This window comes from Polymorphobacter multimanifer, assembly GCF_014205635.1.
Lineage (GTDB): Bacteria > Pseudomonadota > Alphaproteobacteria > Sphingomonadales > Sphingomonadaceae > Sandarakinorhabdus > Sandarakinorhabdus multimanifer.
On sequence record NZ_JACIIV010000037.1, the window covers coordinates 1 to 21,827 of the forward strand.

The following is a 21,827-nucleotide window of genomic DNA, read 5'->3' on the forward strand; positions in this document are numbered from 1 at the left end:
TCGGCATGGCAAACTCCTGTCCGTTTGCCATCTTGAATCAAACCCAGCCGCCCGCCGCAACCCCCCCGAGTCACGATCATCGGATCTTGGTATTACCTCCACGCCAGACTGCGATTTTGTGCCAGACATCCACCAATTGGTGGATGTCGCTGCCAAATGCTTACACTAACCATGACACGAAACATTGTCAGGAGACGTGCCATGGCATCTTGGAAGGGCTGGAAAACGGTTCCAGGAGGCGGTCAAACGCCCGATGCGCCAAGTGCGTTTGGCGGCGTGATTGTTGCCGTCAGGGGAAACGACAACGGAATTTATACGAACACATTTATCAGTGGGACATCATGGGAGGGCTGGCGGGAAATACCTGGTGGCGCTCGGACACCGTCGGCGCCTACCGTCACCATATTAAACGACAATGTCTATGTATTTGCGAGAGGCAACAATAACGGGATCTTCTTCAATCGACGTGCGGGCAATATATGGTCCGGCTGGGCAGAAGTGCCTGGCGGCGAGCTCACTGACGTTGCCCCGGCGGCGGCACCTGGCGTTCTGCTCACGCGGGCAGGCAATGGTGCGATTCGTTTCCTTGCCTTTGACGATGGCCCGGTTTGGCGGTTCGGCTGGGCAGATATTCCGGGCGGAGGCCGAACCCTGTCTGCACCGGCCATCACGAAATTCGGACGCGGATTCTTCTGCTTCGTGCGTGGCACCGATGACGGAATCCACTTCATTGATCTGGGTGCCGACCGCAGTTTATGGGGGGTATGGCATGAAGTCGATGGCGGCGGCAGAACGCCCTCGGCCCCAGCGATCGCAAACGGACTGCTCTGTGTCCGCGGCACCGACAACGAGCTTCATCACAACAGTTTCAACGGCAGCGACTCATGGACCGGGTGGCAACGGGTACCCGGTGGCGGGCAGACGCTCGACGCGCCGGCGCTTGCCCACACCCCGGGCTTCTTTACTCTGATTGTTCGCGGTACCGACAGCGGAATACATTTTAACTTCAGCGATTAGCGTTTCACACGCATGACTGCCTGGCGAAGGCATGCAGCAGCGACCCAGCTCGCCGCACAAGAAATATGTGTTACACCGTTCAAATGTCGATTTCACAGCGACGAATTTGCGTTTGAGGCTCATGTTGATTGTCCATGTCGATCACGGGGCAACTGACTTTCGCAACGGAACAGTCAGCGATGCCGCAAGCTTTACCAGTTCGGCTTGGCGGCGGACGCCGGTCTTGCTGAATACGCGCAGCAGATGCGTCCTGACGGTACTATGCTCAATGCCGAGCAGCGAAGCAGTCGCCAACGTCGTATGACCAGCTGCGACGTGATGAAAGACCCGCGCCTCTGATGGCGTCAGTCCGAACAACCCGGCAACTACATCCTGTGCATCTCCATTGAAGGCGATCGGCGCCACAAAGATTGCCGCAACCGCCGCCGATCCGATGCGCGCACGCCGATCCCCGTGCTTTAGCGGCAGCACATGCAGCGCGCCATGATCCCCATCAATGCTGTGCAACGGGATATTAAAGCCCTTGCGGCCCAAATTTGCCTCGGGCGCGGTCGATTGCTTAACGGCCGCAGCAATGGCGTTTCCCACGCCGCGCGCCCGTGCGCGAAGTGTGATCCCTTGCAGGGAAAAAACGTCCCCGCGCGTCAGCATCGTGCGCCCTCCATCGTTCGCATGCACGATCCCGAGATCTGCTGTGACTAGAAAAATTGGCGTTGCCAGCGCATCGAGGACGATTTCAAATTGCGCGGTTTTGACTGACTGCAATTCTAGCAGCCGGCTGATCGCGGCAGCTCGCTGCAGGTGAGGCACCAGTAGCCGCGCAATACGCACTTCGTATGGTCCAATCGGCCCAACACTCTCGTGTCGCCCGAAAGCCAATGCCCCGATTGACCTGGCATCGCGCGTGAGTCCGATTGCCAACGTGTCAATCAAGCCCTGCGGCTTGGCCCATTCGGTGTAATAGCGATTGGAGTAGTTTGCCAAGTCGAGCACTTCGGGATTGACCTGCGACAACACCGCCGGCTCATCAAGTGGCAAGGCCATTGCGTTGGCCGGGCCACCCCATTGTTCGAGCACGTCGAGTTCATAGAGCGATATCCGCTGCGCCCATTCATCCGGGATGCCACTGGTCACATTCAGCAGCACTTTGCCCGATGGCAGCTCCTGCAAGCTAAGCGAGGCATTGGCGAATGCGAGCTCCTCACGGATAACCGCAATCGTGTTGCCCCAAAGGCCGGGATCAATAACGCAATCGTAAACGAGGCCGATGAGCCGCGACAGCAGTTCGGAATCCACATCGGTGTTAGGCGCGTCAGTGAGCCGCCTTGCGGAACGCCTGGTCGTGGACGTCGGCATGTTCCCAGCCTTTCAGGGTGCTCTCTGATCGCACTCATTAAGCGAAGTCTGTCCAAAAAGTTCAATCACGACTGTCGGCCGACGTCGCATTTGCTCATTGAGCACGTTACCACGCCAGCTACTGCAACATCGGCGACCGTCTACGAGTTGGAAACGCCGACGGATCCTGCACCGAACGTCTTCCTTTGACAGACGCCCGGTGCAGAAAAGCCCGGCCGTCAGATCAACTGGTGACCACTGTGCGCGCCTGCCGACGCCGGGCCACGACCCCAACCAGCCCGAACCCGCAAATCAGCATGGCCCAGCTTGCCGGCTCGGGCACTGCTGCCACCGAGGGCCCGGTCGCCGCCAATCCGAACTGGACGCCGGCCAGATCCGGCGCGCCGAAAACCTGAGTGAGCGCACTGGCGGCGCCGGGCGTGAAGAACAGCGATAGCGACGGCGAACTCAAGTCGGTCAGCTGTGCCGCCGTCACGCTGCTCAGATCGAAGGTGAACAGCGACAGGTCGTTGGCGATCAAGCTGCCATTCAAGGATGCGTCACCCAGGATACGCTGGCTGACGGTGTCGATGATGAAGTTGCTCAGGCCCAGGGTATTGCTGCCCCCGGTCAACGACACGCCCGAGCCTTCGTGCAGGATGAACCCGCTCAGCGCGCTATTTAGCGAACCGCCGGTGATCGGAAACGATACCGTCAGCGGCGATCCCGAAACGATGGAGGCCGTGCCGGTGATACCCAGATATTTACACGCCGACCAGAACAAATCGTCGCAGACGCGAGGGTCGGGCTATGTGAATTAGCCGGCCGCGGCAACAATTTACGGTGCAGTCATTTGGCCGCCCAGAAGCGATCGTAGCTGACGAGAAACGAAGCTATGCTTGGCGAGAGTTTGCACGGTGCATTCCTTGCCTGTCCGGAAGCCGATGGCCTTGCGCTTCAGGAACGATGCCGGGATCAGGTCAGTACCCGTCATCGCCGAGCTCCTCGACGATGAGGCCGGCGGCCTGCATCAGGACTTGGGCGAGCATCACCACAGCCTCCGCTCGCTCCTCGTCGCTCATCCCGTCCACCCTGGATGGCTCGAACATCAGGCTCATCTGCCTGCCCGCGGTCGACGCAGGAACGTTGCGTTGTTCCATCGACTTCCTCCTGTGCGATTTGATTCTCGCGTGGGAAGTTTGTGGAAACAGCCGCCAGTGTGACCTGTCTCTTCAAGTCAGACAGCGCGTCGAGTTCAACCTGGGGCAGACCAATTTCCATGGTGGCGCAAACCGTGGGATCAACCATCCATCCCGGCAGTGAAACGACAATGCCAGGCAAGCCTTGCACCTTGAGGAACCGACCCGTGGCACGCTGCTCGACTCGCCCAACGATCACCTTCTCGCCGAAATAGGGATGCCAACGATAATGAATCTCCAGCTCTTCGCCGCCATGGGCAGAATGAACGGGTGATGGTCCTTAATCGTAAGAACGCCCTGTTCGCAGGTCACGACGAAGGCGGCCGCACATGGGCGCGCACCGCCTCCATCATTGAAACCTGCAAGCTCAACGCCGTCGACCCATATGCCTACATCCGCGAAACGCCCACCGCGATTGCCAACGGCCACCCGATGAGTCGCATCGACGACCTCATGCCTTGGGCATACGCCCCAAAGTCAAGCTGACCAGCCCACGGGACCCAGGCACCGCTTACATCCATGATGACGCATGACGATATGCCGATGCGGGATACCGTCCCGTTCGCCTAGGTAGCACATGCGTAGCGATCGTCTTTCTCTGCGAGGCGGGGTGAAACGCAGTATCGGTCGTCGCTGTCAAATCTCCAAAAGAGCTTGGCGGCCTCGGCTTTCATATAAGGAAAATGTTTATGGCTGATCTACACGATATCGTCGATACCGCCGTCGCCGCGGGTTCGTTCAAGACCCTCGTCGCCGCCGTCACTGCCGCCGGCCTTGTCGACACGCTCAAGGGCGCCGGTCCGTTCACGGTTTTCGCGCCGAGCGACGATGCCTTCGCCAAGCTTCCGGCCGGCACGGTCGATGACCTGGTCAAGCCTGAGAACAAGGCCAAACTCGCCGCGATCCTGACGCTCCATGTGATGTCGGGTAAGGTCATGGCGGCCGATGTTGCCGGTCAGAAGCTGTCGCCCGAGTCCGTCAATGGCGAAGCGCTCCATGTCGATGGCACCAACGGCGTCACCGTAAACGGCGCGCATGTCACGACTGCCGACATCGCCTGCACCAACGGCGTAATCCACGTCATTGACGAAGTTCTGCTACCCAAGGCGTAACGCGGAACGACCGGCCGGCCATGCAGGTCGGCCGGTCTGCTCCCGTTCCGAAAACCTTAGGCTTGGCTACCGGTTTCGGTGGCGGCGTTGCTAGTCGCGGAAATGTAAAACGGCCGTGGCATTGGACATGATCTCTACACCGACCGCTAGCCACTTCGTAAGCATCCGGAGAGGCTTGCGAATACCCATAAGTAATTGAATCACTTACCAGCGCCGAACGAAAATTCTTGAATCGGACGGGTCGGTTGTGATTGGCTTACGAGCACCGTGGCGTGTCCGTGAGGTGCGAGATGTCGACTGAAAGCGACAAGCTAATGCCGCCGATTGACCACTGGGCGCGAAGCGAGGTCGATGAGGCGGCTTCAAGGACGCTCGTCTGGGGCGGCGCTGTAGCGATTTGCTGTGCCGCCTGAGTGACAGAATGGGAGGGACGATCCCGCTGGCCTGCCAGGACTGGGCGAGCACCAAGGCCGCATACTGGTTCTTCTTTAACCCTAAGGTCGAGGAGGGCGACATACTGGCCGGCCATTTTGAGGTGACCAGGGTGCCTATGCGGCATCGGAAGGGCCGATGCTGTTTCTTCAGGATACGACCGAGTTCCCCTATCAGCGCCGGAACCCACGCGACGTCGGCTTCACCAAAAGCATAGACAGTCGCCGGAACAAGAAGGCCCGGCTTCGGCACCATGCGGTGTGCGGGATACTGATGCATTCCAGCCTGGTCGTAACGGAGGATGGGCTTCCTCTGTAGCTGGCTGCAGTTAAGTTCTGGAACCGTGACAAGTTCAGGGGCACGGCCCAGCTCAAGCGCAAGATCAACCCTACGCGAGTTCCGATCGAGGCAAAGGAAAGCGTGCGTTGGCTCGACAATCTGCACCAATCAATCGACCTGCTCGGTCAGCCGAACCGGTGTGTTCACGTTGGTGACCAAGAAAGCGACATTTACGAGCTTTATTGCCTTGCCAGGGACCTTGGCACCCACTTCGTCGTCCGCACCGTTGTCGACCGGCTCGCTGGCAATGGCGATCACACCGTGAAGAGCGAATGCGCGATGCTCCAAGCGCCGGGACGCATTGTATCGAGGTGAGAACCGATGACGACACCGTCGAGCGCGTAACCCTTCTGACCTGACCCCCTGATTTTCCTCCACGATCGATTAGAGTCCGGCCCCTGAGAGAGGACGGACGATGAAGCGAACGCGGTTCACGGAAGAGAAGATCATCGGGATTTTGAAGGAAGCCGAGGCCGGCGCGAAGACGCCCGAGCTGGCGCGGCGGCACGGCGTTTCGGAAGCAACGATCTACAACTGGAAGGCCAAGTATGGCGGCCTGAAGGTGTCCGAGGCCAAGCGGTTGCGGGCTCTGGAGGAGGAGAACGCCAAGCTCAAGCGGCTGCTGGCGGACACGATGCTCGACAACGCAGCATTGAAGGATTTGCTTTCAAAAAGATGGTAGCGCCTGCCGCGATGCGGGAAGCGGTTGCCCATCTTCAGGCCAGTCTGGGGATGAGCGAGCGGCGGGCGTGCCGGATTGTTGGGGCTGACCGCAAGAGCGTTCGCTATCGCTCGACGCGTCCGGATGATGCCGAGCTGCGGGAACGGCTGCGTGCGTTGGCGGCCGAGCGCCGGCGGTTCGGCTATCGCCGGCTGCACATTCTGCTGCGCCGCGACGGGGTGCTGGTGAACCGTAAGAAGACCCAGCGCCTCTACACCGAGGAAGGGCTGACGGTACGCAAGCGGCGATCGTGCCGGCGTGCCGTGGGCTCCAGGGCGGCCCCGCCGGTGCTGGCCCTGCCGAACCAGCGCTGGAGCCTGGACTTCGTGCATGACCAGATGGCGTCCGGGCGCCGGTTCCGCGTGCTGAACATCGTCGATGACGTGACACGCGAGTGCCTGGCCGCGGTGCCCGACACGTCGATCTCGGGCCGCCGGGTGGTGCGGGAACTTACCGAGCTGATCAGGCAGCGCGGCAAGCCGGGCATGATCGTCAGCGACAATGGCACTGAGCTGACGTGTAATGCGGTGCTGGCATGGTGCGGGGAGGCCGGGATCAACTGGCATTACATCACACCGGGCAAACCGATGCAGAATGGCTATGCGGAATCGTTCAATGGTCGCATGCGCGACAAACTGTTGAACGAGACCCTGTTCATGAGCCTCGATCATGCGCGCATCGCCATCGCCGCTTGGGCCAGGGACTATAACCAGGAACGGCCACACTCATCATTAGGATACGAGACCCCAGCGGCGTTCGCCGCTGAACTGAATAAGCAATGGCCTGTTCCGCTGCGCCCTTCGGGCTCCGCTCCACAGGCCATTGCTTCAACCGCGCCCATGCGCAACAACACCCGCCCGGCTCTAATCCCCGCTGGATGAAATCAAGAGGTCAGGTCACTCCACATCCAGTACAAGCGGATCCAGGTCCGCTCGCCCAACGGAAAGCAGAAGCGCTACCCGTCGCTTGATCTGACCGAAATCCACGCATCGGAAATCGGCAACCCGTCAGCCCGGAAGCCGATCCTGTGTAAGCTTGTTACTGACCTGGAGGTCGCCAATCTGAGGGAGGTACTCGACCTTGGGGTATCTCAGCCCCATAGACTTCGAGCGGCAGGCCAATGTAGCCTGACCGCGCGTCCACAAAACCGGCAGCAGCTCAAACGGCCTCTACAAGGCCGAGGTCATCCACCGTCGCGGCCACTGGCGATCGTTCGAGGCCGTGGAGTACGCCACGCTGGAATGGGTCGACTGGTTCAATCACCGCCCAATGCTGAAGCCCATCGGCAACATCCGCCCGCAAAAGCAGAGGAACGCTAATTTGCGATGATCAGCGGACCGGCGATTGCCGTTTGACTGAAACCCTACAGCGGCAATCCCGGCGCGATTGAATCCGACCGACGTCTCACATCAGTGCCATCCGTGCTGAAGAGAGACCGAAGCGACGGTCAGCGTCGTCGGCGTTCAGCCTGATTATCAGCTTCCCAAATCGCAGATCCATTACCATTTACAAAGGTTTAGCAGAACTAGCCGAACTTTCTGAACAACGCATCAGATAAAGTTGCGTGGTCTAGGTGCAACCTAACCATATGGTTCAGCGTAGATAAAAGGAATGTTTGTACCGTTGCGTTTAGGGGTTTCCAATGGATCGCGGAATAGCCGGGGCAGTTGCAACAGTTTTGCTGGGGGGTTGCAGTGTTGACGCCATGGCCGCGGATGTCACTTTCGTCCAATCTCAGCAACAGGGCTCAAGTTTGGTCACGGTCGATTCGTCGTCGCCGGCAACGGTGAAGCGGACAATCGAACTATCGGGCCTTGGGGTCGGCGAAAGGCTGATCGGGTTCGACGCGCGTCCGACGGCCAATCGCGCGCTCTATGGCCTGAGCAACACCGGGCGGGTTTACGCCATCAATGGCTTCACCGGTGTAGCAACAGCGATCGGTGTACCTTTGCCATTAAGTGGTTTTCCGGTAGCCACCGGGTTCGATTTTAACCCATCGGTCGATCGGATCCGCATCGTAACCGATTCCGACCAGAACTTCCGCGTCAATCCTGACAATGGTGCGATCACCGCAACCGATCCTAATGTCGCTTATCGACCGGGTGACGTTGCCGCCGGCGGCAATCCCAACATTAGTGGTGCCGCCTACACTAACAATGTCGCCGGCGCGACGCCGACCGTCCTCTACCTGATCGACAGCGGTCGCGCGTCGCTGGTAACGCAGGGCAGCCTTGATGGCACGATTTCGCCCAACAGCGGCCAGTTGCTGACAGTTGGCGGCCTTGGTATGGCGACAGGTGCTGCCACCGCGTTCGACATTTCGCCCACAGGCGCCGCGCTGGCACTGCTGACCAACCCGACAACCAACGCCCAAGGCGTTTACAGCATCAATCTTACAACCGGTGCCGCGACGCTCGTTGCGTTGCTCCCAACTGGTACCAATTTCAGCTTCACCGGGCTCGCATTCACTCAGACACCCTTTGCCGAGTTGGGCGGAACTGCCAACACGCTGGCGGTCGCAAATGAACTCGATCGCTTTTCCGGCGCGCCTTCGAGCGGCTTGGTGCAACTGTTCGGGGCATTCGATGCGCTGCCGACCGATGCCGATCGGCGTGTGGCGTTGGCGCGGCTGACGCCCGCAAGTCTCGCGCTGCTGCCTGAGTTGGTGTTCCAGTCGATCAACAATCAGGACAATGTGGTTCGTGGCTATTTGCGGGATGTCCGCTCTGGGAACATCGGCAGGGACGACATGACGAGGCTGGGCACCGACGGCAAGCTCGGCATTTTCCTCGTCGCCGGTGGCCGCACAGGCAATCTCAAGAGCAATATCGACCGCAACCGCACCGAATATGGCGCGCGCAGCATCACCGGCGGGATCGACTATCGTTTTTCGCCGGTCATTCTGGTGGGCGTATTTGGTGGTTATGATCGTGGCGAAGCGCGGCTGAACGACGTCAGCGAACAGAGCGATATCGATAGCTGGTACGCTGGCGGATATGCCAGTGCGAGCATCGACGCGTTCTTCGTCGATGCTCATGGCAGTTACGGCAAGACCAACTTGGACCTGCACCGCGGTGTAGGTGACCTGGGGCCGACCCAGCTTTCAAACACCGACAGCGAGAACTGGCAGGCGGCCGGCGTTGCAGGCATAAATCTGAATTTTGGCATGGTGCGCGCCGAACCCTATGTCGGGGTTCGATACGCCCGCGTCGATCTCGACGGGTTTTCGGAAATTGGCGGCCCCGCCGCGCTGAGGGTTTCGGGTGACCGGGTCGAATCGCTGCAGTCGGTTGTCGGGCTGAAGGTGGCGGGCAATTTTCCACTTCTCGGGTCGGCAGTTTTGCGGCCGCATGTTCGAGGCGAATGGCGCCGAGAGTTCGAGAACGACGAGGCCCGCGTGATCGTCGCCAACTTTAATGATGCCGGTATTCGAGCGCCGTTTGTCTTCACCACGACACCCCTCGGTCGCGATTATGCCGCCGTCGGCGCCGGCTTCACGGTCTCGGGGGCGTCAAAGATCTCGCTTGTCATCGATTACAGCGGCGAGTTTGCCGGGGACCGCAATATCCACGGCATCACCGGCGGTTTACGCTTGGCGTTTTGAAATGATGCACCAGGTCCACATTACAGCCCCTTCGCACACATACGGGCACCGTGGCATGGTGATGGCGACGATCATCGGCGCGCATGTGCTGCTGCTGCTGGCCCTGTGGACGCAGGTGAGCCACGTGCCGCCCGTCGCTGTGCAAGCGATGGCCTTGATCGCGTTTCAGGAACCGTCGCCTCCGGTCACTGCGGTCGTTGACCCGGTTCCTCGGCAATTGATCGAGGTCACATCGCCACCAGTGGCAAACATCCTCCCGGAAGAACCTGTGCAGCCACCCGTATTCGACGCTATCGCGCCGCCCGCGGCAACGGCCGCCATGGCAGGAGATTGCGCCCCGGAAGCGGCACTGGAAGCCGCCCTTTCGAAAGATTTCAACGTGCAATCGGCGCTGGTAAACGTGCCCGCAAGCAATCGGTCGGTGGCCGATGCGGTGATCATTTGGAATGCGACATGGGCCGAATTGGCCCGCAGCCGTGATGCGCCTCTCGCCCATGTACGCGAAGTGGTGACAGACACTCTGCGGGGGTTGTCAGGTGATTGCCTTGCCACGCCGGTGACCGGGCCAAGGCTGCTTCTCATCATCGTGCCTCGCGGCACCATGGTGCTCGCTTTCGGCTCGGGTACATGGCGCTGGGGTGATATTAGCGGGGCGGTATCGGCAGCAGCCAATGTTTATTTTATGGATAGTGCATCCACCAACCCCCGGGCCTCGTTACTTAACCAGACATGAGCAATAGCGTCAGAATTTGGCGCGCTGATGTGGTATTTCGTGGCGTAAGTTGCTTAGCAAAGTAGGAAATCGGTCATGTGCTACAAGACTTTCGTGCTTCTCGGCACGGCGCTAACGTCGGCTACTTTGCTCGGCTTCTCGCCAGTTTCAGCTTCGAGCCATCGTGAGGCCCCGGGCATTACTAAAATGCCGAAGGTCGACAACACCGACACTTATGCGTTTCGAAGCTATGAGCCCGGCCGCGCCGATTTTGTCACGCTAATCGCCAATTTCCAGCCTCTTCAATCACCCGGCGGCGGTCCCAATTATTTCACGATGGATCCCGACGCGCTGTATGAAATCCATATCGACAACAATGGCGATGCGGTCGAGGACCTCACCTATCAGTTCAAGTTTTCCAATACGCTGGTCAATGACCGCGGTATCACGCTTAATATTGGCGGCCGGGACCTGCCGATCGCTCTGCGCGCGATCGGCCCCGTCAGCAGCGCCACCGACCCCGATCTTGGCGAGCGTGAAACCTATACGTTGACCCAGATTACCGGCGATCGCCGAACCGGCGCGCGCGCTCCAGTCGCCAATGCCAGCGGCGGGGGCACTACTTTTGCCAAGCCGCTCGACAACGTCGGCAACAAGACGCTCGCCGATTATCCCGCCTACGCCAAGCAGTTTATCTTCCCGATTACAATTCCGGCTTGCTCTGTGCCGGGCAAGGTTTTTGCCGGGCAGCGCGCCGAATATTTCGCGGTCAATTTGGGGCCGATTTTTGATCTGGTGAATTTCGTTCCGATCCAGGGCGCTGGTGAAACGCTGCCGCAGTACCAAACGGCTTCGCCGTTTCCCGGGGGCATCACTCAGAGCCAGGATAACCAGGAGTTGATCGGCAAGAAGAACGTCACCACGCTCGCAATCGAAGTGCCGATCGCCTGTTTGCGCGGTACTGGCAACGGAACCATCGGCGTCTGGAGCACCGCCAGCCTGCCGCAGGCGCGGTTGCTCCGTCCCAACCCGACCTTTGCCTCGACCGCATTGCAGGGCGGCGCCTTTGTCCAGGTTTCGCGGCTCGGCATGCCGCTGGTGAACGAAGTCGTGATCGGCCTGCCGCAAAAGGACCTGTTTAACGCCGCCGAACCGACACAGGATAGTGCTCTTGCCGAATATGTCACCAACCCAACGTTCCCGGCCATCCTTAACGCGCTGTTCCGCGGCCCCGTCAATCAGACGCTCGGCACAAATTTCGCTGACTTGGCACCAAGCAACTTCCCGCGCGAAGATCTCGTTGCGACGTTTCTGACCGGGATCACATCGCTCAACCGTATGACCACAGTGACCCCGTCGGAAATGCTGCGCCTCAACACCGGTATCGCGCCGACGCCGCAGGCAACGCAGCATACGCTCGGTGTCGCGGGCGATGATCTCGCCGGCTTCCCGAACGGACGTCGCCCGGGTGATGATGTTGTCGATATCGTTCTGCGCGTAGCGATGGGCCGTTTGTGTCACCCGGTCCCCATTGCCGGCACGCCGACCAATCTCGGCTTATGCTCTCCGGCGCAGGCCCCAACCGGCCTGGTAGCCTTTACTGATGGCGCTCCAAGCCGTGCAACCAATATCCTCAACGAGTTTCCGTATCTGACGCCGCCACTTCGCGGAGCGCCGCGTCCTCAGACTCAGCCGTAAGGAGGCGATCCATGGACAATCATATCATTCGCGCTGGTTTGATTGCGTTGGCTGCCACAACAATAGCAGCCTGCAGCGACACCAAGGAGACCGCCACGGCGCCCGCGCCACCACCAATTGCGGTGACGCCAGCGCCGCAGGAAAATGCCTTTGGCGCCAATTTCGGCACAGCGTTTCGCACGTCCGAAATTGCTGCACCGGTGGTCCCGGCGGATGGCGATATCGTCCCGCTGTCGCTGACCACTGATCCAGCCAGGATCGGCTGATCGGTGTTGAGCCGTGGATCGATGTCGCGTATTTTGGTACTAGGATTTATCGCGCTTGCTGTGATGAGTCCGGCGGCAGCGCTATCGCAAGTGGTCGAGATCGACGGAAGCGGCAGCATTACTATCTATGACCGCCCGATGATCTTTACCAACTCCGGGGCCGCGCTAATCGTGTCACCGGAGGTGAAATCAACCGTCGCACCCGTTCCCGCTAGTAAGATGCTAGAGGATGTCTGGCCCAGGATAGAGTCGCAGGCGCTACGCCACGGCCTGCCGCCATCGCTATTGCAGGCGCTGGCGTGGCAGGAATCACGCGGTCGGACGACGGCGGTAAGCTCCAAAGGGGCTTTAGGCGTGATGCAGCTAATGCCGGCGACGGCCGCTGCGATGGGGGTCGATCCGAGCAACCCGGATGACAATTTGAGGGGTGGCGCGATGTATCTTAGACGCCTTCTTGATCGCTTCGGCAGCGTACCGCTCGCGCTGGCAGCTTATAATGCCGGACCTGGCGCCGTGACGCGTTTCGGCGGTTTGCCCCCCTATCGTGAGACCCGAGCCTATGTGGAGTCGATCATGGCCCGGTGGAGACCGCAAGACGCGGCAACGCTTTCGTCGAACAACCTAGGGAGTCCGTCATCATGACCCGGATTACGTGGGGCGCGATCGCCTTGACGTTAGGTGCAGCTGGCGGTCCGGCGCTTGCACAATATGCAGCGCCCGATCCGGCAGGCTCGGGTGCAATTCTCGGTGCCGTTTCGTGGCTGCAGGGCACCCTGCTTGGCAATGTTGCCACTGCCGTCGCGGTAATCGCGGTCGCTGCGATCGGTTTCATGATGCTGACCGGCCGGATCAATTGGCGCTATGGAGCGACGGTGGTGGTCGGCCTGTTTGTGCTGTTTGGCGCCGGCTCGATTGTCAGCGGCATCCGCTCTGTAGCCGGCGGCTGAGGTGAGCCGCGACCCGCTCTTTCGCGCGTTGGCGCGGCCGCAGATGGTGGCGGGGGTGACATACCCGTTCTTCGTGCTCAACGGCATTGTTGCCGTTGAATTGTTCTTAGTGTTTAAAAGCGTTTTTGCGCTGATCCCCGCAGTTGTTGTCCATGGGGTGGGCTATGCCGCGCACCTGCGTGATCCGCATATCATGTTGCTCTGGCTGACGAGGCTGCGGCGCACACCGAGGGTCCGCAACTGGCGGCTCTGGGGGGCCAATGCGTACCGCCCGTAGAACCGCTGCCGCTAAGGAAGCTGCAATCGGCGACCACCTGCCGTATGCAGCACAGACCGACGACTTCACGATCGTGACGCGCGATGGCTGTGCGATGCAGGTCATCCGACTGGCCGGGCTGCCATTCGAAACCATCGACGCGGTGCAGCTCGAGGCGCGCAAAACGGCACGCGACGCAATGGTGCAGGCAGTGGCATCGTCGCGCTTCGCACTGGTTCACCATGTCGTGCGTCGTGCGGTGACTGCGAGCCTCGACGGGGTGTTCGGCGATCCGTTCAGCGCTGCACTCGATACGGCGTGGCGGTCTCGGCTGGCCTTGCGGCGGCTGTATGTGAACGACCTTTACCTGACGCTTGTCATCCGGCCAACGGCGGGGCGCGCTGGGATCGCCGAACAGCTATTGAAGCTGGTGGGGGCCTTCAACCTGCCTTCAGGCGATAGCAGCGCCGAAGTCCGCTTGCTCAACCAAGCGCGCGAGACGTTGATGGCAGCGCTCGATGCTTATCGGCCGGAATTGCTCTGCGCTTATGATCTGCCCAATGGGCTGGCTTCCGAGCCCGCCGAATTCTTGGCGATGCTTGTCAACGACACGACTGGACCTGTGCTGCTTCCGATTGGCGACTTAGGCCATGCCTTGCCGCGGCGTCGCCTGAGTTTCGGTGCCGATGCGATCGAACTGGGTGCAATCGATGGCGAGCCAGCTGAGTTCGCTGCCATCCTGTCGGTGAAAGATTATCCCGCTCAGACCAGCGCCGGAATGTTTGACGACCTTTACCGACTGCCGTTCGAGATGACGGTGACGCAAACGTTCGCCATCGTCGATCGCGGGCCGGGGCTGGAGCGGATGGACCTGGCGCTGCGACGGATGCGCTCGGCGGACGACGCAGCAGTGTCGCTGCGCGGCGAGCTGGAGCAGGCGAAGGACGACGTCGCCGCCGGTCGCGCGGTGTTTGGCGAGCATCATCTCACGGTCATGCTGAAGGCCGCGACGTTAGCGGAACTCGACCAAAATCTGGGTGAGGCGCAGGCACTGCTTGCGGAAGCGGGCTTTGCGGCGGTGCGCGAGGATTTGGGGCTTGAAGCGGCATTCTGGGCACAGTTTCCGGGCAATTTTTCTTATATCGCCCGGCGCGCACTGGTATCGTCGGCCAACTTCGCTGGCTTCGCCAGCGCCCATAATTTCCCGGTGGGGCTGGCTTCGGGGAATCACTGGGGCTCGGCGGTTACCCTTTTCGAAACGACTTCGGCGGGGCCCTACTTCTTCAACTTCCACCGCGGCGACCTAGGCAATTTTACCGTCATCGGCCCGTCCGGATCGGGAAAGACTGTGGTGTTGGGTTTCCTCCTCGCGCAAGCGCGGCGCTTCAACCCGCGTATCGTATTTTTCGACAAGGATCGCGGTGCGGAGATTTTCCTGCGTGCCATCGGCGGCGTCTACGACAATCTGAGGCCCGGCGAACCGACACGGATGAACCCGCTGGCGCTGCCTGATACGGCCGCGAACAGGTTGTTCCTTAACCAATGGCTGGCACGGTTGGTGACTGGAGAGGGCGCACCGCCCACTACCGAAGAATTGGCGTGGATTGCTGATGCAGTCGATGCGAGCTTTGCCGGACCGCCAGCGCATCGCCGGCTGCGCTACCTTGCCGAACTGTTCCGCGGGCGCGGGCGAGCTTCGAGCAGCGACATCGCCGCGCGTCTGGCACCTTGGCATTCTGCTGGCGAACACGCGTGGCTGTTCGACAATGAATTTGATGCCCTCGATCTGGGGGCCGACAGCATCGGCTTCGACATGACGGCGATACTCGACATTCCGGCGCTGCGCTCGCCGGCAATGCTTTACTTGTTCCACCGCGTTGAGGAGCGCCTCGATGGCCGCCCGACGATAATCGTCGTCGATGAAGGCTGGAAGGCGCTCGACGATGATGTGTTCGTCGCGCGGATCCGCGATTGGGAAAAGACTATTCGGAAGCGCGGCGGCATCATGGGCTTTGCGACTCAGTCGGCGTCGGATGCCCTGCAGAGTCGCATCGCCTCGGCGATCATCGAACAGGCAGGGACGCAGATTTTCATGGCCAATGCCTCGGCGCAGGCGAGCGACTATATCGACGGCTTTGGGCTGACCGCGCACGAGTTCGACCTGGTGCGAACGATCCCCGACAATGCTAGGGCATTTTTGGTCAAGCACGGCAACGATAGCGTGGTAGTGCGCCTCAACCTTGCATCGGAGCCCGAACTGCTGATGGTGCTATCGGGACGCGAGCGCACGGTGCGCCTGCTCGATAGCATCCGAGCCCAGGTGGGTGACGATCCGACCGCGTGGCTACCGCGCTTGCTGGCAGCGGCATGAGCGCGCTGCTGTGCGCACCGCCTGCCGTGCCGGGGTTAGCCGCGCGGCTCCTCGCGGACACCGATTGCCAGGCGTTCGGCCTCGTCGAGCGCGGCTATGCAGCGCTCGCGGCACCCGACGGCCCGGCGTCGGCGGCATTGACGGGGTTGCTGGTCATCGCTGTGGCGCTGTTCGGTTATCGCCTGCTGCTGGGACGCGGCGTGCTTTCGGATTCGATAGGGCTGATGGTGCGCATCGGGATCGTGCTGGCGATAACCACTTCCTGGGCGGCGTGGCAGACGCTCGCCTATGATACGCTGGCCCGCGCCCCTACGCGCATTGCCTCTGAGCTCCTCGCGGGGCCGGCTGCTGTCGATCCGCTGATCGCGGTACAGGTCGTGCTCGATCGGCTCGAAAGCGCCAGCATCGGCTTTCGTACACGCGCCGGGATTGCGTCGCCGCTCGTCGGCGGGCCGGCAGCATCGTCGATGACGTTGACAGTTTCGGCCTTTGCGCTGACGCTGTCGACAGTTGGCTTGCTCGTGGTGGCGCGGCTGGTGCTGGCAATCATGCTAGCACTGGCACCGCTGATGGCGGGTTTCCTGCTGTTCGATGCCACGCGCGGCATGGCGGAGGGCTGGCTGCGCGCCATGGTGGCGGCGGCGTTAGTACCGCTGTTTGTGCTGACGCTAGTGACGATCGAGATCGCCATCCTGCTGCCGCTCATTGCGCGTCTGCTCGCCGAGCAGGCCACCGGCGTTTATGAAGCCACCTCGGTGACCCCGGTCGGCCTTGTGGCGTTGGTGTTTGCAGTGGCTATGGTGGCGGGTGCGGCAGCGGGAAGTCGAATCGCGGGTGGAATTCGTCTGCCGCGCCGTACTGACTCACCTGCTCAAAGTGTCGCTCTCGTCGCGGCCTCCAGCACGACCAGCGAAACGGTGGTCGCTCCTGCTGCACAGCGGCCGCTCGCCGAAACGCTTGCGGCTGCAACCCGCCGCGAATCCGCCGCGACAAGTGCCGGCACCCGTCCTGCGATGGGCGGCATGATGGTCGCGATGGCGCGTTCTACCCGCGGGATGTCGCCGTCCACGGCAGTGGTCACCATGGCCGCTCCAGCAGCGGGACGCCCGGCGCTCAGCCGGGCGCCGCGCCGAACGCGCGCTGCGACGAGGCGAGATCGATGAGCGAGCGCGACATCTATTACGCTGCGGCGCGCACTTGGGCCGATGACCGGGTTTCGGCCGCGGCGCGGCATACGAGGCTGGCGTGGATCGTGGCGGGAGTTTCCGGTGGGGTTGCGTTTACTTTGGCAATTGCGCTGGCGCTGCTGGTTCCGTTGAAGACCGTCGAGCCCTATGTAGTCACTGTCGATCGCCAATCGGGCGCTGTCCAGATCGCGACGACGCTGCGCGAGGGTAAGCTCACGCAAAACGAAGCTGTAATCCAGGCGCAGCTTGCCGGATATGTGCGGGCGCGAGAAACCTTCGACGAGAGCGATTTGCGCGTACAATATGCCCAGGTCCAGCGGCTATCGTCACCGCCGGTGGCGCGTGGCTATGTCGACGCCATGGCGGCGGCCAACCCCGCCAGCCCGCTGCGCACACTAGGACGCGGCGATACCGTGGCGGTCGATATCAAAAGCGTGTCGCTCATATCGCCAGGGGTCGCGATGGTGCGCTTCGATACAAGGCGATCGAGCCTAAGCGGCGGCCAAGCCAGCGTACGCTCGCATGTCGCGGCGATCAGCTTTGGCTTCGCCAACGCGCCGCTGCGGCTTGAGGATCGCTTCGACAATCCGCTCGGCTTTCAGGTCACGCGCTATCGCCGCGACATCGAGGGCGTGCCGCAATGAGCACACGCCTGCTCTTGCCGCCGCTGTTGCTGCTGCTGACAGCCGCTGCGCTACCGGTGCCGGGGGTGCGTGATCCGCATATCCAGACGGTCCTGCATGATGACGATCAGGTCGTGCAACTCGTTGGCGCGCTCGGCTGGCAGATCACGGTCGAGTTTGCGCCGGACGAGCGGATCGAAACCGTTTCGATCGGCGATGCGCTGGCGTGGCAGGTGACCCCAAACAAACGGGCGCGCAACCTTTTCCTGAAGCCGCTGATCAAGAACGCCGCGACCAACATGACCGTGATGACCGACCGGCGCCGCTATGTGTTTGCACTCGAGGCCGGCGCCCGGCGCGCCACCACGCCCTGGGTGGTCCGCTTCGAATATCCGAGACCGGTGGTGGTCGCCATCGAGGAACTGCCATTGCCCCCGCAGCCCCGGCTCAATTTCGCCTATAACAGCAAGGGCGCACCCGCACTGTTGCCGAACCGCGTGTGGGACAATGGCACGGTGACGTTCTTCGAGTTTCCCGAAGCGGTGCCGGTGCCGGCGATCTTTGCTGGCGGCCCAGGCAAGACCGAGAGCTTGGTCAATTCTGCCACGCGCGGGCGCGTCACTGTAGTCCAGCAGACGGCGCCGCGCTTCACGCTGCGCAGCGGCAAGGCCGTGGCGACGGTTTCCGTGGCTGCGACGCCCCCGCTGTGACCGGTGATCCGCCCGTCGTTCGCCCGGCAATCGCGCGGGTCCCGCGGCCGCTTTCGAAGCTCGGAGTCGGTGTCATGATGTTCGGCGGCACCGCGGCGGTGTTCCTCTGGCTGTCCGAAGCTCGCGCCGACCAGCTGGCGCGCGATTCAGCACTGCCTGCCACGACCGCAGCGAGTATCGCTGCAATCCAGCCGTTCCCGGAGCCGCCGGTGGCTGCGGCGCCCGCGCCTGTGCAGCCGCCGTTCCAGCCCGCGCCGACGGCGTCATTCGTGCCGATGGCGTCGCCATCTAGCCCCACCTTTGGCGATGACGGCGCCCGCCAGCGCGCCGAGGCCCGGCTGCGCGCGCCGGCGCTGATCGTTGATCTAGCGCAAGGCAGCACCGGCTCGAGCGCGCCGCCGCTTCCCGATCTGCCCAACGGCGTCGCTCCGCCACCGACACCGAACCCCAACTTGAACACCGCCGAGCGCTTTTCAGCGCGCGTGGGGGCGGAGGCCGTCCAAGTCTCGCAGGCGCAGCGCATGACCGGCCTCGATCGACTTGTACCGCAGGGTGCGATCATCGGCGCGGTGATGGAGACCGCCCTTAACTCGGACCTTCCGGGGTTTGCCCGCGCCATCGTCCAGCGCGATGTGCTCAGCTTCGATGGCACCGCGGTGCTCATTCCCGCAGGCAGCCGCATCATCGGCCAGTATCAGTCCGGTGTCGCGCGAGGCGCCTCGCGTGTCTTCATTATCTGGACGCGGCTGATCCGCCCCGATGGGGTGTCGGTGACGCTCGCATCTCCCGCCATCGACGAGATCGGCCGCGGCGGCGTGGCGGGCAAGGTGAACCGCCACTTCCTTCAACGCTATGGCGGCGCAATCCTGCTGTCGGTGCTCACTGGCGGGCTCAATGTCGCCGCAGCATCGGTCGGCGGTGGCGGCGGCACCGTGGTCATCGGCACCGCCGGCGAAGCATCGGCGCTGGCAACGCAGGCGGCGGCTGATCTCGATATTCCGCCGACGATCACCACGCCGCAGGGCGCGCTAGTTCGCATTTTTGTGGCGCAGGACCTCGATTTCTCCGCTGTCGGGGCTACGGCGGGTGGAGGGCGGTGACCAATCCGGGCGCGCGCGTCTATCTCGATGCCTTTCTAGCACCGCTGGCGCCCTTTCTCGCGCGTGACGATGTCACCGATATTTTAATTAACCGCCCCGGCGAGGTGTGGCTCGAAACCGGCGGAGCAACCGAGCGCCATGACGTGCCCGACCTTTCCGACGCGGCGCTGTGGCGACTGGCGCGGCAGGTGGCTGCCGCTGCCGACCAAGGGATCAGCCGCGAGCATCCGCTGCTTGCCGCCACTCTGCCCGATGGCGCGCGGGTGCAGATTTGCGCTCCGCCGGCAACGCGGGGCAATGTCATCGCGGCAATCCGCAAGCATAATGTCCCCGATCTGTACCTTGCCGACTATGGCGCGGCGGGGGCATTTTCTCGGGTGGGCGAAGCGGCGCTGTCCCGCGCTGCAGTCGACCGCGACCTTGCCGCTCAACTCGCCACCGGTAATACACTAGGCTTTCTCCAGGCGGCCGTGCGGGCCCGCAAGACCATCGTCGTGGCGGGCGCCACCGGCACCGGCAAGACGACGTTTCTCAACGCACTGCTACGCGAAGCGCCATCCGATGAACGCCTTGTGCTGATCGAGGATACCCCCGAAATCCAGTTGCACCACGCCAATGCCGCGGGGCTAGTTGCAGTGCGCGGGCAGCTTGGCGAGGCGGCGGTCGCGACGTCGGACCTGCTCGAAGCCTCGCTGCGGCTGCGTCCGGATCGAATCATCATGGGCGAAGTGCGCGGACCCGAGGCGCTAAGCTGGCTGCGCGCCGTCGGAACCGGCCACCCCGGCTCGATCACCACCGTGCACGCCAGCTCGCCGCAAGGTGCCATCGAGCAATTGGCGCTGATGGCGCTGATGGGCGGCACCGAATTGCGGCGCGCCGAGCTGGTCGATTACGTCCGCAACACCGTCGATGTGTTCGTCCAGCTTGGCCGCGATGGCGGCACCCGGCTGGTCACCGGCGTCGCGTTCAATGGCGTTGACGGCGCGCAAGCGGCACCGGCAACCGTTTGACAAAAGCATGCTGGGAGATGTTGATGCGCTTTCTTCTCGTGTTGCTCGCTTTGCTGGCAGCGAATGCCCATGCAGCCGAACCCCCCGCCGGGTCGCCGCCCGGCATAGCGCCAGCAGTTGCGATGAACGACCGGCCGATGCCGGAACGCGCACTGGACGTCAGCCGCAAGCCCGTTGAAGTGCTGAAATTTCTGGGGCTCAGGCGCGGAGACCGGGTTCTCGATGTGATGACTGGAAACGGCTATTATGCTGAAATCATAGGCAATTCGATCGGCAGTTACGGGACGGTACTGGCGATGGAGCCGACGGTTTTTGCCGATGCCAGATCGCGCGCCGCCTTTGCGCAGCTTGTTGGCCGGGTCCCCAACGTTGCCATGATCGAGGTCATGCCGGTCGATCTCGATCCACCGGCAAATGCCTATGATTTCGTTCTGATGCACCTCGTCTATCACAATGCCTATTGGTCGAGCGACAAATACGAGTTTCCGCAAATTGACCCCGATGCGTTCCTGCGGCGGATCTACGAGGCCACACGGCCGGGCGGCATCGTCGGCGTGATCGATCATTTGGCAGTGCCCGGGGGCGGAACACGCGCAGTTGCCAACAAGCTCCATCGCATCGATCCAGCAGTGGTGAAGGCCGATTTCGCGCGCGCCGGCTTCAAGCTGGAGGCTGAAAGCGACCTGCTCTCCAACCCCGCAGACGATCATTCAAAGTCGATCTTCGATCCAGCAATCAGGGGCAAGACCGACAGGTTCGTGATGCGGTTTCGTAAGCCGATCGAGATCATGAACCCATAAAGTCCGATCGTAGAACTGCTAGGAGAGCCTACTCCGATCGACACGTGGGACACCATGTATGTCTCGGGTCCCACATAGTAAATGCCGATAGACAAAGAATGGCTCGTCTTCAAATTGGACGTGGCGGCTCGGGCCATGGTCTACGAGAAGACCCAAGATCGACGTCTGTGGTAATGTGATAATGACCTCGAGAACTGCCGGTGCGCCAACCACCAGTTGTGGCCATTCGCGTCTAAAGTGTTCGTTGCCTTGAAACGTTCTAAAAGCGCATCGTTGCTGCCATCCGGATCTGAGTAAGCGGTGTCCTGGCCCCGTCTTGCTGATTGCAACGTAACCCGCGAGTCCTGCTGGTCCCTTGGGCTGGCGGTGCTGAAGCTATGATGATGTC

General features: G+C 61.8%; 23 protein-coding genes and 2 pseudogenes. 20 read left to right on the top strand and 5 right to left on the bottom strand.

The window, feature by feature from the left end:
* The first annotated feature begins 201 nt into the window (after positions 1-201).
* Positions 202-1,017, top strand: coding sequence for a DUF8189 domain-containing protein (locus FHS79_RS16940; RefSeq protein ID WP_184202767.1), 816 nt, complete (start codon positions 202-204; stop codon positions 1,015-1,017).
* Between the two features lie 141 nt (positions 1,018-1,158).
* On the opposite strand, the gene FHS79_RS19375 is transcribed toward FHS79_RS16940, so the two are convergent.
* The 4 genes from FHS79_RS19375 to FHS79_RS16960 form a co-directional block, all read right to left on the bottom strand.
* Positions 1,159-2,313 (bottom strand): helix-turn-helix transcriptional regulator, encoded by a 1,155-nt coding sequence (locus tag FHS79_RS19375; RefSeq protein ID WP_184202768.1) that lies wholly within the window; start codon positions 2,311-2,313, stop codon positions 1,159-1,161.
* A 283-nt stretch (positions 2,314-2,596) separates the two neighbouring features.
* On the bottom strand, positions 2,597-3,136 hold the full coding sequence (locus tag FHS79_RS16950) for a PEPxxWA-CTERM sorting domain-containing protein (RefSeq protein ID WP_184202770.1): 540 nt from the start codon (positions 3,134-3,136) through the stop codon (positions 2,597-2,599).
* Between the two features lie 54 nt (positions 3,137-3,190).
* Positions 3,191-3,346 carry a hypothetical protein gene (locus FHS79_RS16955; RefSeq protein WP_184202772.1) on the bottom strand — a complete coding sequence of 52 codons (156 nt, stop codon included), beginning with the start codon at positions 3,344-3,346 and terminating at the stop codon, positions 3,191-3,193.
* Entirely contained in the window at positions 3,333-3,512 is a 180-nt protein-coding gene (locus tag FHS79_RS16960) for a hypothetical protein (RefSeq protein ID WP_184202774.1), read from the bottom strand. Before FHS79_RS16960 ends, FHS79_RS16955 begins: the two co-directional genes overlap by 14 nt.
* 306 nt (positions 3,513-3,818) lie before the next feature.
* On the opposite strand from FHS79_RS16960, the pseudogene FHS79_RS16965 reads away from it, so the two are divergent.
* The 3 genes and pseudogenes from FHS79_RS16965 to FHS79_RS19475 all read left to right on the top strand — a co-directional run.
* Positions 3,819-4,037: pseudogene (locus FHS79_RS16965) on the top strand (transposase domain-containing protein); the annotation flags it as partial.
* Between the two features lie 197 nt (positions 4,038-4,234).
* Entirely contained in the window at positions 4,235-4,663 is a 429-nt protein-coding gene (locus tag FHS79_RS16970) for a fasciclin domain-containing protein (protein ID WP_424022271.1), read from the top strand.
* A 421-nt stretch (positions 4,664-5,084) separates the two neighbouring features.
* Positions 5,085-5,312 carry a transposase DNA-binding-containing protein gene (locus FHS79_RS19475; protein WP_373289740.1) on the top strand — a complete coding sequence of 76 codons (228 nt, stop codon included), beginning with the start codon at positions 5,085-5,087 and terminating at the stop codon, positions 5,310-5,312.
* A gap of 230 nt (positions 5,313-5,542) precedes the next feature.
* Here FHS79_RS19475 and FHS79_RS18560 read toward each other — a convergent pair whose 3' ends face one another.
* Positions 5,543-5,722 (bottom strand): hypothetical protein, encoded by a 180-nt coding sequence (locus FHS79_RS18560; RefSeq protein ID WP_207792414.1) that lies wholly within the window; start codon positions 5,720-5,722, stop codon positions 5,543-5,545.
* 127 nt (positions 5,723-5,849) lie between these two features.
* Here FHS79_RS18560 and FHS79_RS16980 point away from each other — a divergent pair.
* From FHS79_RS16980 to FHS79_RS17050, 16 genes and pseudogenes are all read left to right on the top strand, one after another.
* Positions 5,850-7,036, top strand: a protein-coding gene (locus FHS79_RS16980; protein WP_184202775.1) for an IS3 family transposase whose coding sequence is annotated in 2 segments (ribosomal slippage) — positions 5,850-6,102 and positions 6,102-7,036 — 1,188 coding nt in all. Because the reading frame shifts where the segments join, the coding sequence is not laid out codon by codon here.
* A 280-nt stretch (positions 7,037-7,316) separates the two neighbouring features.
* Positions 7,317-7,484 (top strand): annotated as a pseudogene (locus tag FHS79_RS19520) (IS3 family transposase); the annotation flags it as partial.
* 376 nt (positions 7,485-7,860) lie between these two features.
* Positions 7,861-9,759 carry a DUF4394 domain-containing protein gene (locus FHS79_RS16985; RefSeq protein ID WP_184202777.1) on the top strand — a complete coding sequence of 633 codons (1,899 nt, stop codon included), beginning with the start codon at positions 7,861-7,863 and terminating at the stop codon, positions 9,757-9,759.
* Between the two features lie 61 nt (positions 9,760-9,820).
* Entirely contained in the window at positions 9,821-10,492 is a 672-nt protein-coding gene (locus FHS79_RS16990) for a hypothetical protein (RefSeq protein ID WP_184202779.1), read from the top strand.
* 75 nt (positions 10,493-10,567) lie between these two features.
* A complete protein-coding gene (locus FHS79_RS16995) occupies positions 10,568-12,169 on the top strand; it encodes a DUF4331 domain-containing protein (RefSeq protein ID WP_184202781.1) in 1,602 nt (533 codons plus the stop codon).
* A gap of 11 nt (positions 12,170-12,180) precedes the next feature.
* Positions 12,181-12,435, top strand: a complete 255-nt coding sequence (locus FHS79_RS17000) for a hypothetical protein (RefSeq protein WP_184202783.1) — start codon at positions 12,181-12,183, stop codon at positions 12,433-12,435.
* Positions 12,436-12,456: 21 nt separating this feature from the next.
* Positions 12,457-13,077: a lytic transglycosylase domain-containing protein gene (locus FHS79_RS17005; protein ID WP_184202785.1), complete on the top strand. Its 621-nt coding sequence runs from the start codon at positions 12,457-12,459 to the stop codon at positions 13,075-13,077.
* On the top strand, positions 13,074-13,382 hold the full coding sequence (locus FHS79_RS17010) for a TrbC/VirB2 family protein (protein ID WP_184202787.1): 309 nt from the start codon (positions 13,074-13,076) through the stop codon (positions 13,380-13,382). Before FHS79_RS17005 ends, FHS79_RS17010 begins: the two co-directional genes overlap by 4 nt.
* A 1-nt stretch (position 13,383) precedes the next feature.
* Complete coding sequence (locus FHS79_RS17015) at positions 13,384-13,659, top strand: VirB3 family type IV secretion system protein (protein ID WP_184202789.1); 276 nt, start codon at positions 13,384-13,386, stop codon at positions 13,657-13,659.
* On the top strand, positions 13,643-16,009 hold the full coding sequence (locus FHS79_RS17020) for a VirB4 family type IV secretion/conjugal transfer ATPase (RefSeq protein WP_184202791.1): 2,367 nt from the start codon (positions 13,643-13,645) through the stop codon (positions 16,007-16,009). Before FHS79_RS17015 ends, FHS79_RS17020 begins: the two co-directional genes overlap by 17 nt.
* The gene (locus FHS79_RS17025; RefSeq protein WP_184202793.1) at positions 16,006-17,172 is read left to right on the top strand and encodes a TrbL/VirB6 family protein; all 1,167 of its coding nucleotides are present in this window, start codon (positions 16,006-16,008) and stop codon (positions 17,170-17,172) included. The genes FHS79_RS17020 and FHS79_RS17025 overlap by 4 nt, the downstream gene beginning before the upstream one ends.
* Positions 17,169-17,840, top strand: coding sequence for a VirB8 family type IV secretion system protein (locus FHS79_RS17030; protein WP_184202795.1), 672 nt, complete (start codon positions 17,169-17,171; stop codon positions 17,838-17,840). Before FHS79_RS17025 ends, FHS79_RS17030 begins: the two co-directional genes overlap by 4 nt.
* A complete protein-coding gene (locus tag FHS79_RS17035; protein ID WP_184202797.1) occupies positions 17,837-18,529 on the top strand; it encodes a TrbG/VirB9 family P-type conjugative transfer protein in 693 nt (230 codons plus the stop codon). The genes FHS79_RS17030 and FHS79_RS17035 overlap by 4 nt, the downstream gene beginning before the upstream one ends.
* On the top strand, positions 18,526-19,629 hold the full coding sequence (locus FHS79_RS19380) for a TrbI/VirB10 family protein (RefSeq protein ID WP_207792415.1): 1,104 nt from the start codon (positions 18,526-18,528) through the stop codon (positions 19,627-19,629). The genes FHS79_RS17035 and FHS79_RS19380 overlap by 4 nt, the downstream gene beginning before the upstream one ends.
* Positions 19,626-20,639, top strand: coding sequence for a P-type DNA transfer ATPase VirB11 (gene virB11 / locus FHS79_RS17045; protein WP_184202801.1), 1,014 nt, complete (start codon positions 19,626-19,628; stop codon positions 20,637-20,639). The genes FHS79_RS19380 and virB11 overlap by 4 nt, the downstream gene beginning before the upstream one ends.
* Positions 20,640-20,662: 23 nt before the next feature.
* Positions 20,663-21,439 (top strand): class I SAM-dependent methyltransferase, encoded by a 777-nt coding sequence (locus FHS79_RS17050; RefSeq protein WP_184202803.1) that lies wholly within the window; start codon positions 20,663-20,665, stop codon positions 21,437-21,439.
* The last annotated feature ends 388 nt before the right edge of the window (positions 21,440-21,827 follow it).

Coding starts and splice junctions, on each gene's coding strand:
- FHS79_RS16940 (WP_184202767.1), top strand. CDS start 202: ATGGCATCTTGGAAGGGCTGGAAAACGGTTCCAGGAGGCGGTCAAACG.
- FHS79_RS16955 (WP_184202772.1), bottom strand. CDS start 3,346: ATGACGGGTACTGACCTGATCCCGGCATCGTTCCTGAAGCGCAAGGCC.
- FHS79_RS16960 (WP_184202774.1), bottom strand. CDS start 3,512: ATGGAACAACGCAACGTTCCTGCGTCGACCGCGGGCAGGCAGATGAGC.
- FHS79_RS16970 (WP_424022271.1), top strand. CDS start 4,235: ATGTTTATGGCTGATCTACACGATATCGTCGATACCGCCGTCGCCGCG.
- FHS79_RS19475 (WP_373289740.1), top strand. CDS start 5,085: ATGGGAGGGACGATCCCGCTGGCCTGCCAGGACTGGGCGAGCACCAAG.
- FHS79_RS16985 (WP_184202777.1), top strand. CDS start 7,861: ATGGCCGCGGATGTCACTTTCGTCCAATCTCAGCAACAGGGCTCAAGT.
- FHS79_RS16990 (WP_184202779.1), top strand. CDS start 9,821: ATGGCGACGATCATCGGCGCGCATGTGCTGCTGCTGCTGGCCCTGTGG.
- FHS79_RS16995 (WP_184202781.1), top strand. CDS start 10,568: ATGTGCTACAAGACTTTCGTGCTTCTCGGCACGGCGCTAACGTCGGCT.
- FHS79_RS17000 (WP_184202783.1), top strand. CDS start 12,181: ATGGACAATCATATCATTCGCGCTGGTTTGATTGCGTTGGCTGCCACA.
- FHS79_RS17005 (WP_184202785.1), top strand. CDS start 12,457: ATGTCGCGTATTTTGGTACTAGGATTTATCGCGCTTGCTGTGATGAGT.
- FHS79_RS17010 (WP_184202787.1), top strand. CDS start 13,074: ATGACCCGGATTACGTGGGGCGCGATCGCCTTGACGTTAGGTGCAGCT.
- FHS79_RS17020 (WP_184202791.1), top strand. CDS start 13,643: ATGCGTACCGCCCGTAGAACCGCTGCCGCTAAGGAAGCTGCAATCGGC.
- FHS79_RS17025 (WP_184202793.1), top strand. CDS start 16,006: ATGAGCGCGCTGCTGTGCGCACCGCCTGCCGTGCCGGGGTTAGCCGCG.
- FHS79_RS17030 (WP_184202795.1), top strand. CDS start 17,169: ATGAGCGAGCGCGACATCTATTACGCTGCGGCGCGCACTTGGGCCGAT.
- FHS79_RS17035 (WP_184202797.1), top strand. CDS start 17,837: ATGAGCACACGCCTGCTCTTGCCGCCGCTGTTGCTGCTGCTGACAGCC.
- FHS79_RS17050 (WP_184202803.1), top strand. CDS start 20,663: ATGCGCTTTCTTCTCGTGTTGCTCGCTTTGCTGGCAGCGAATGCCCAT.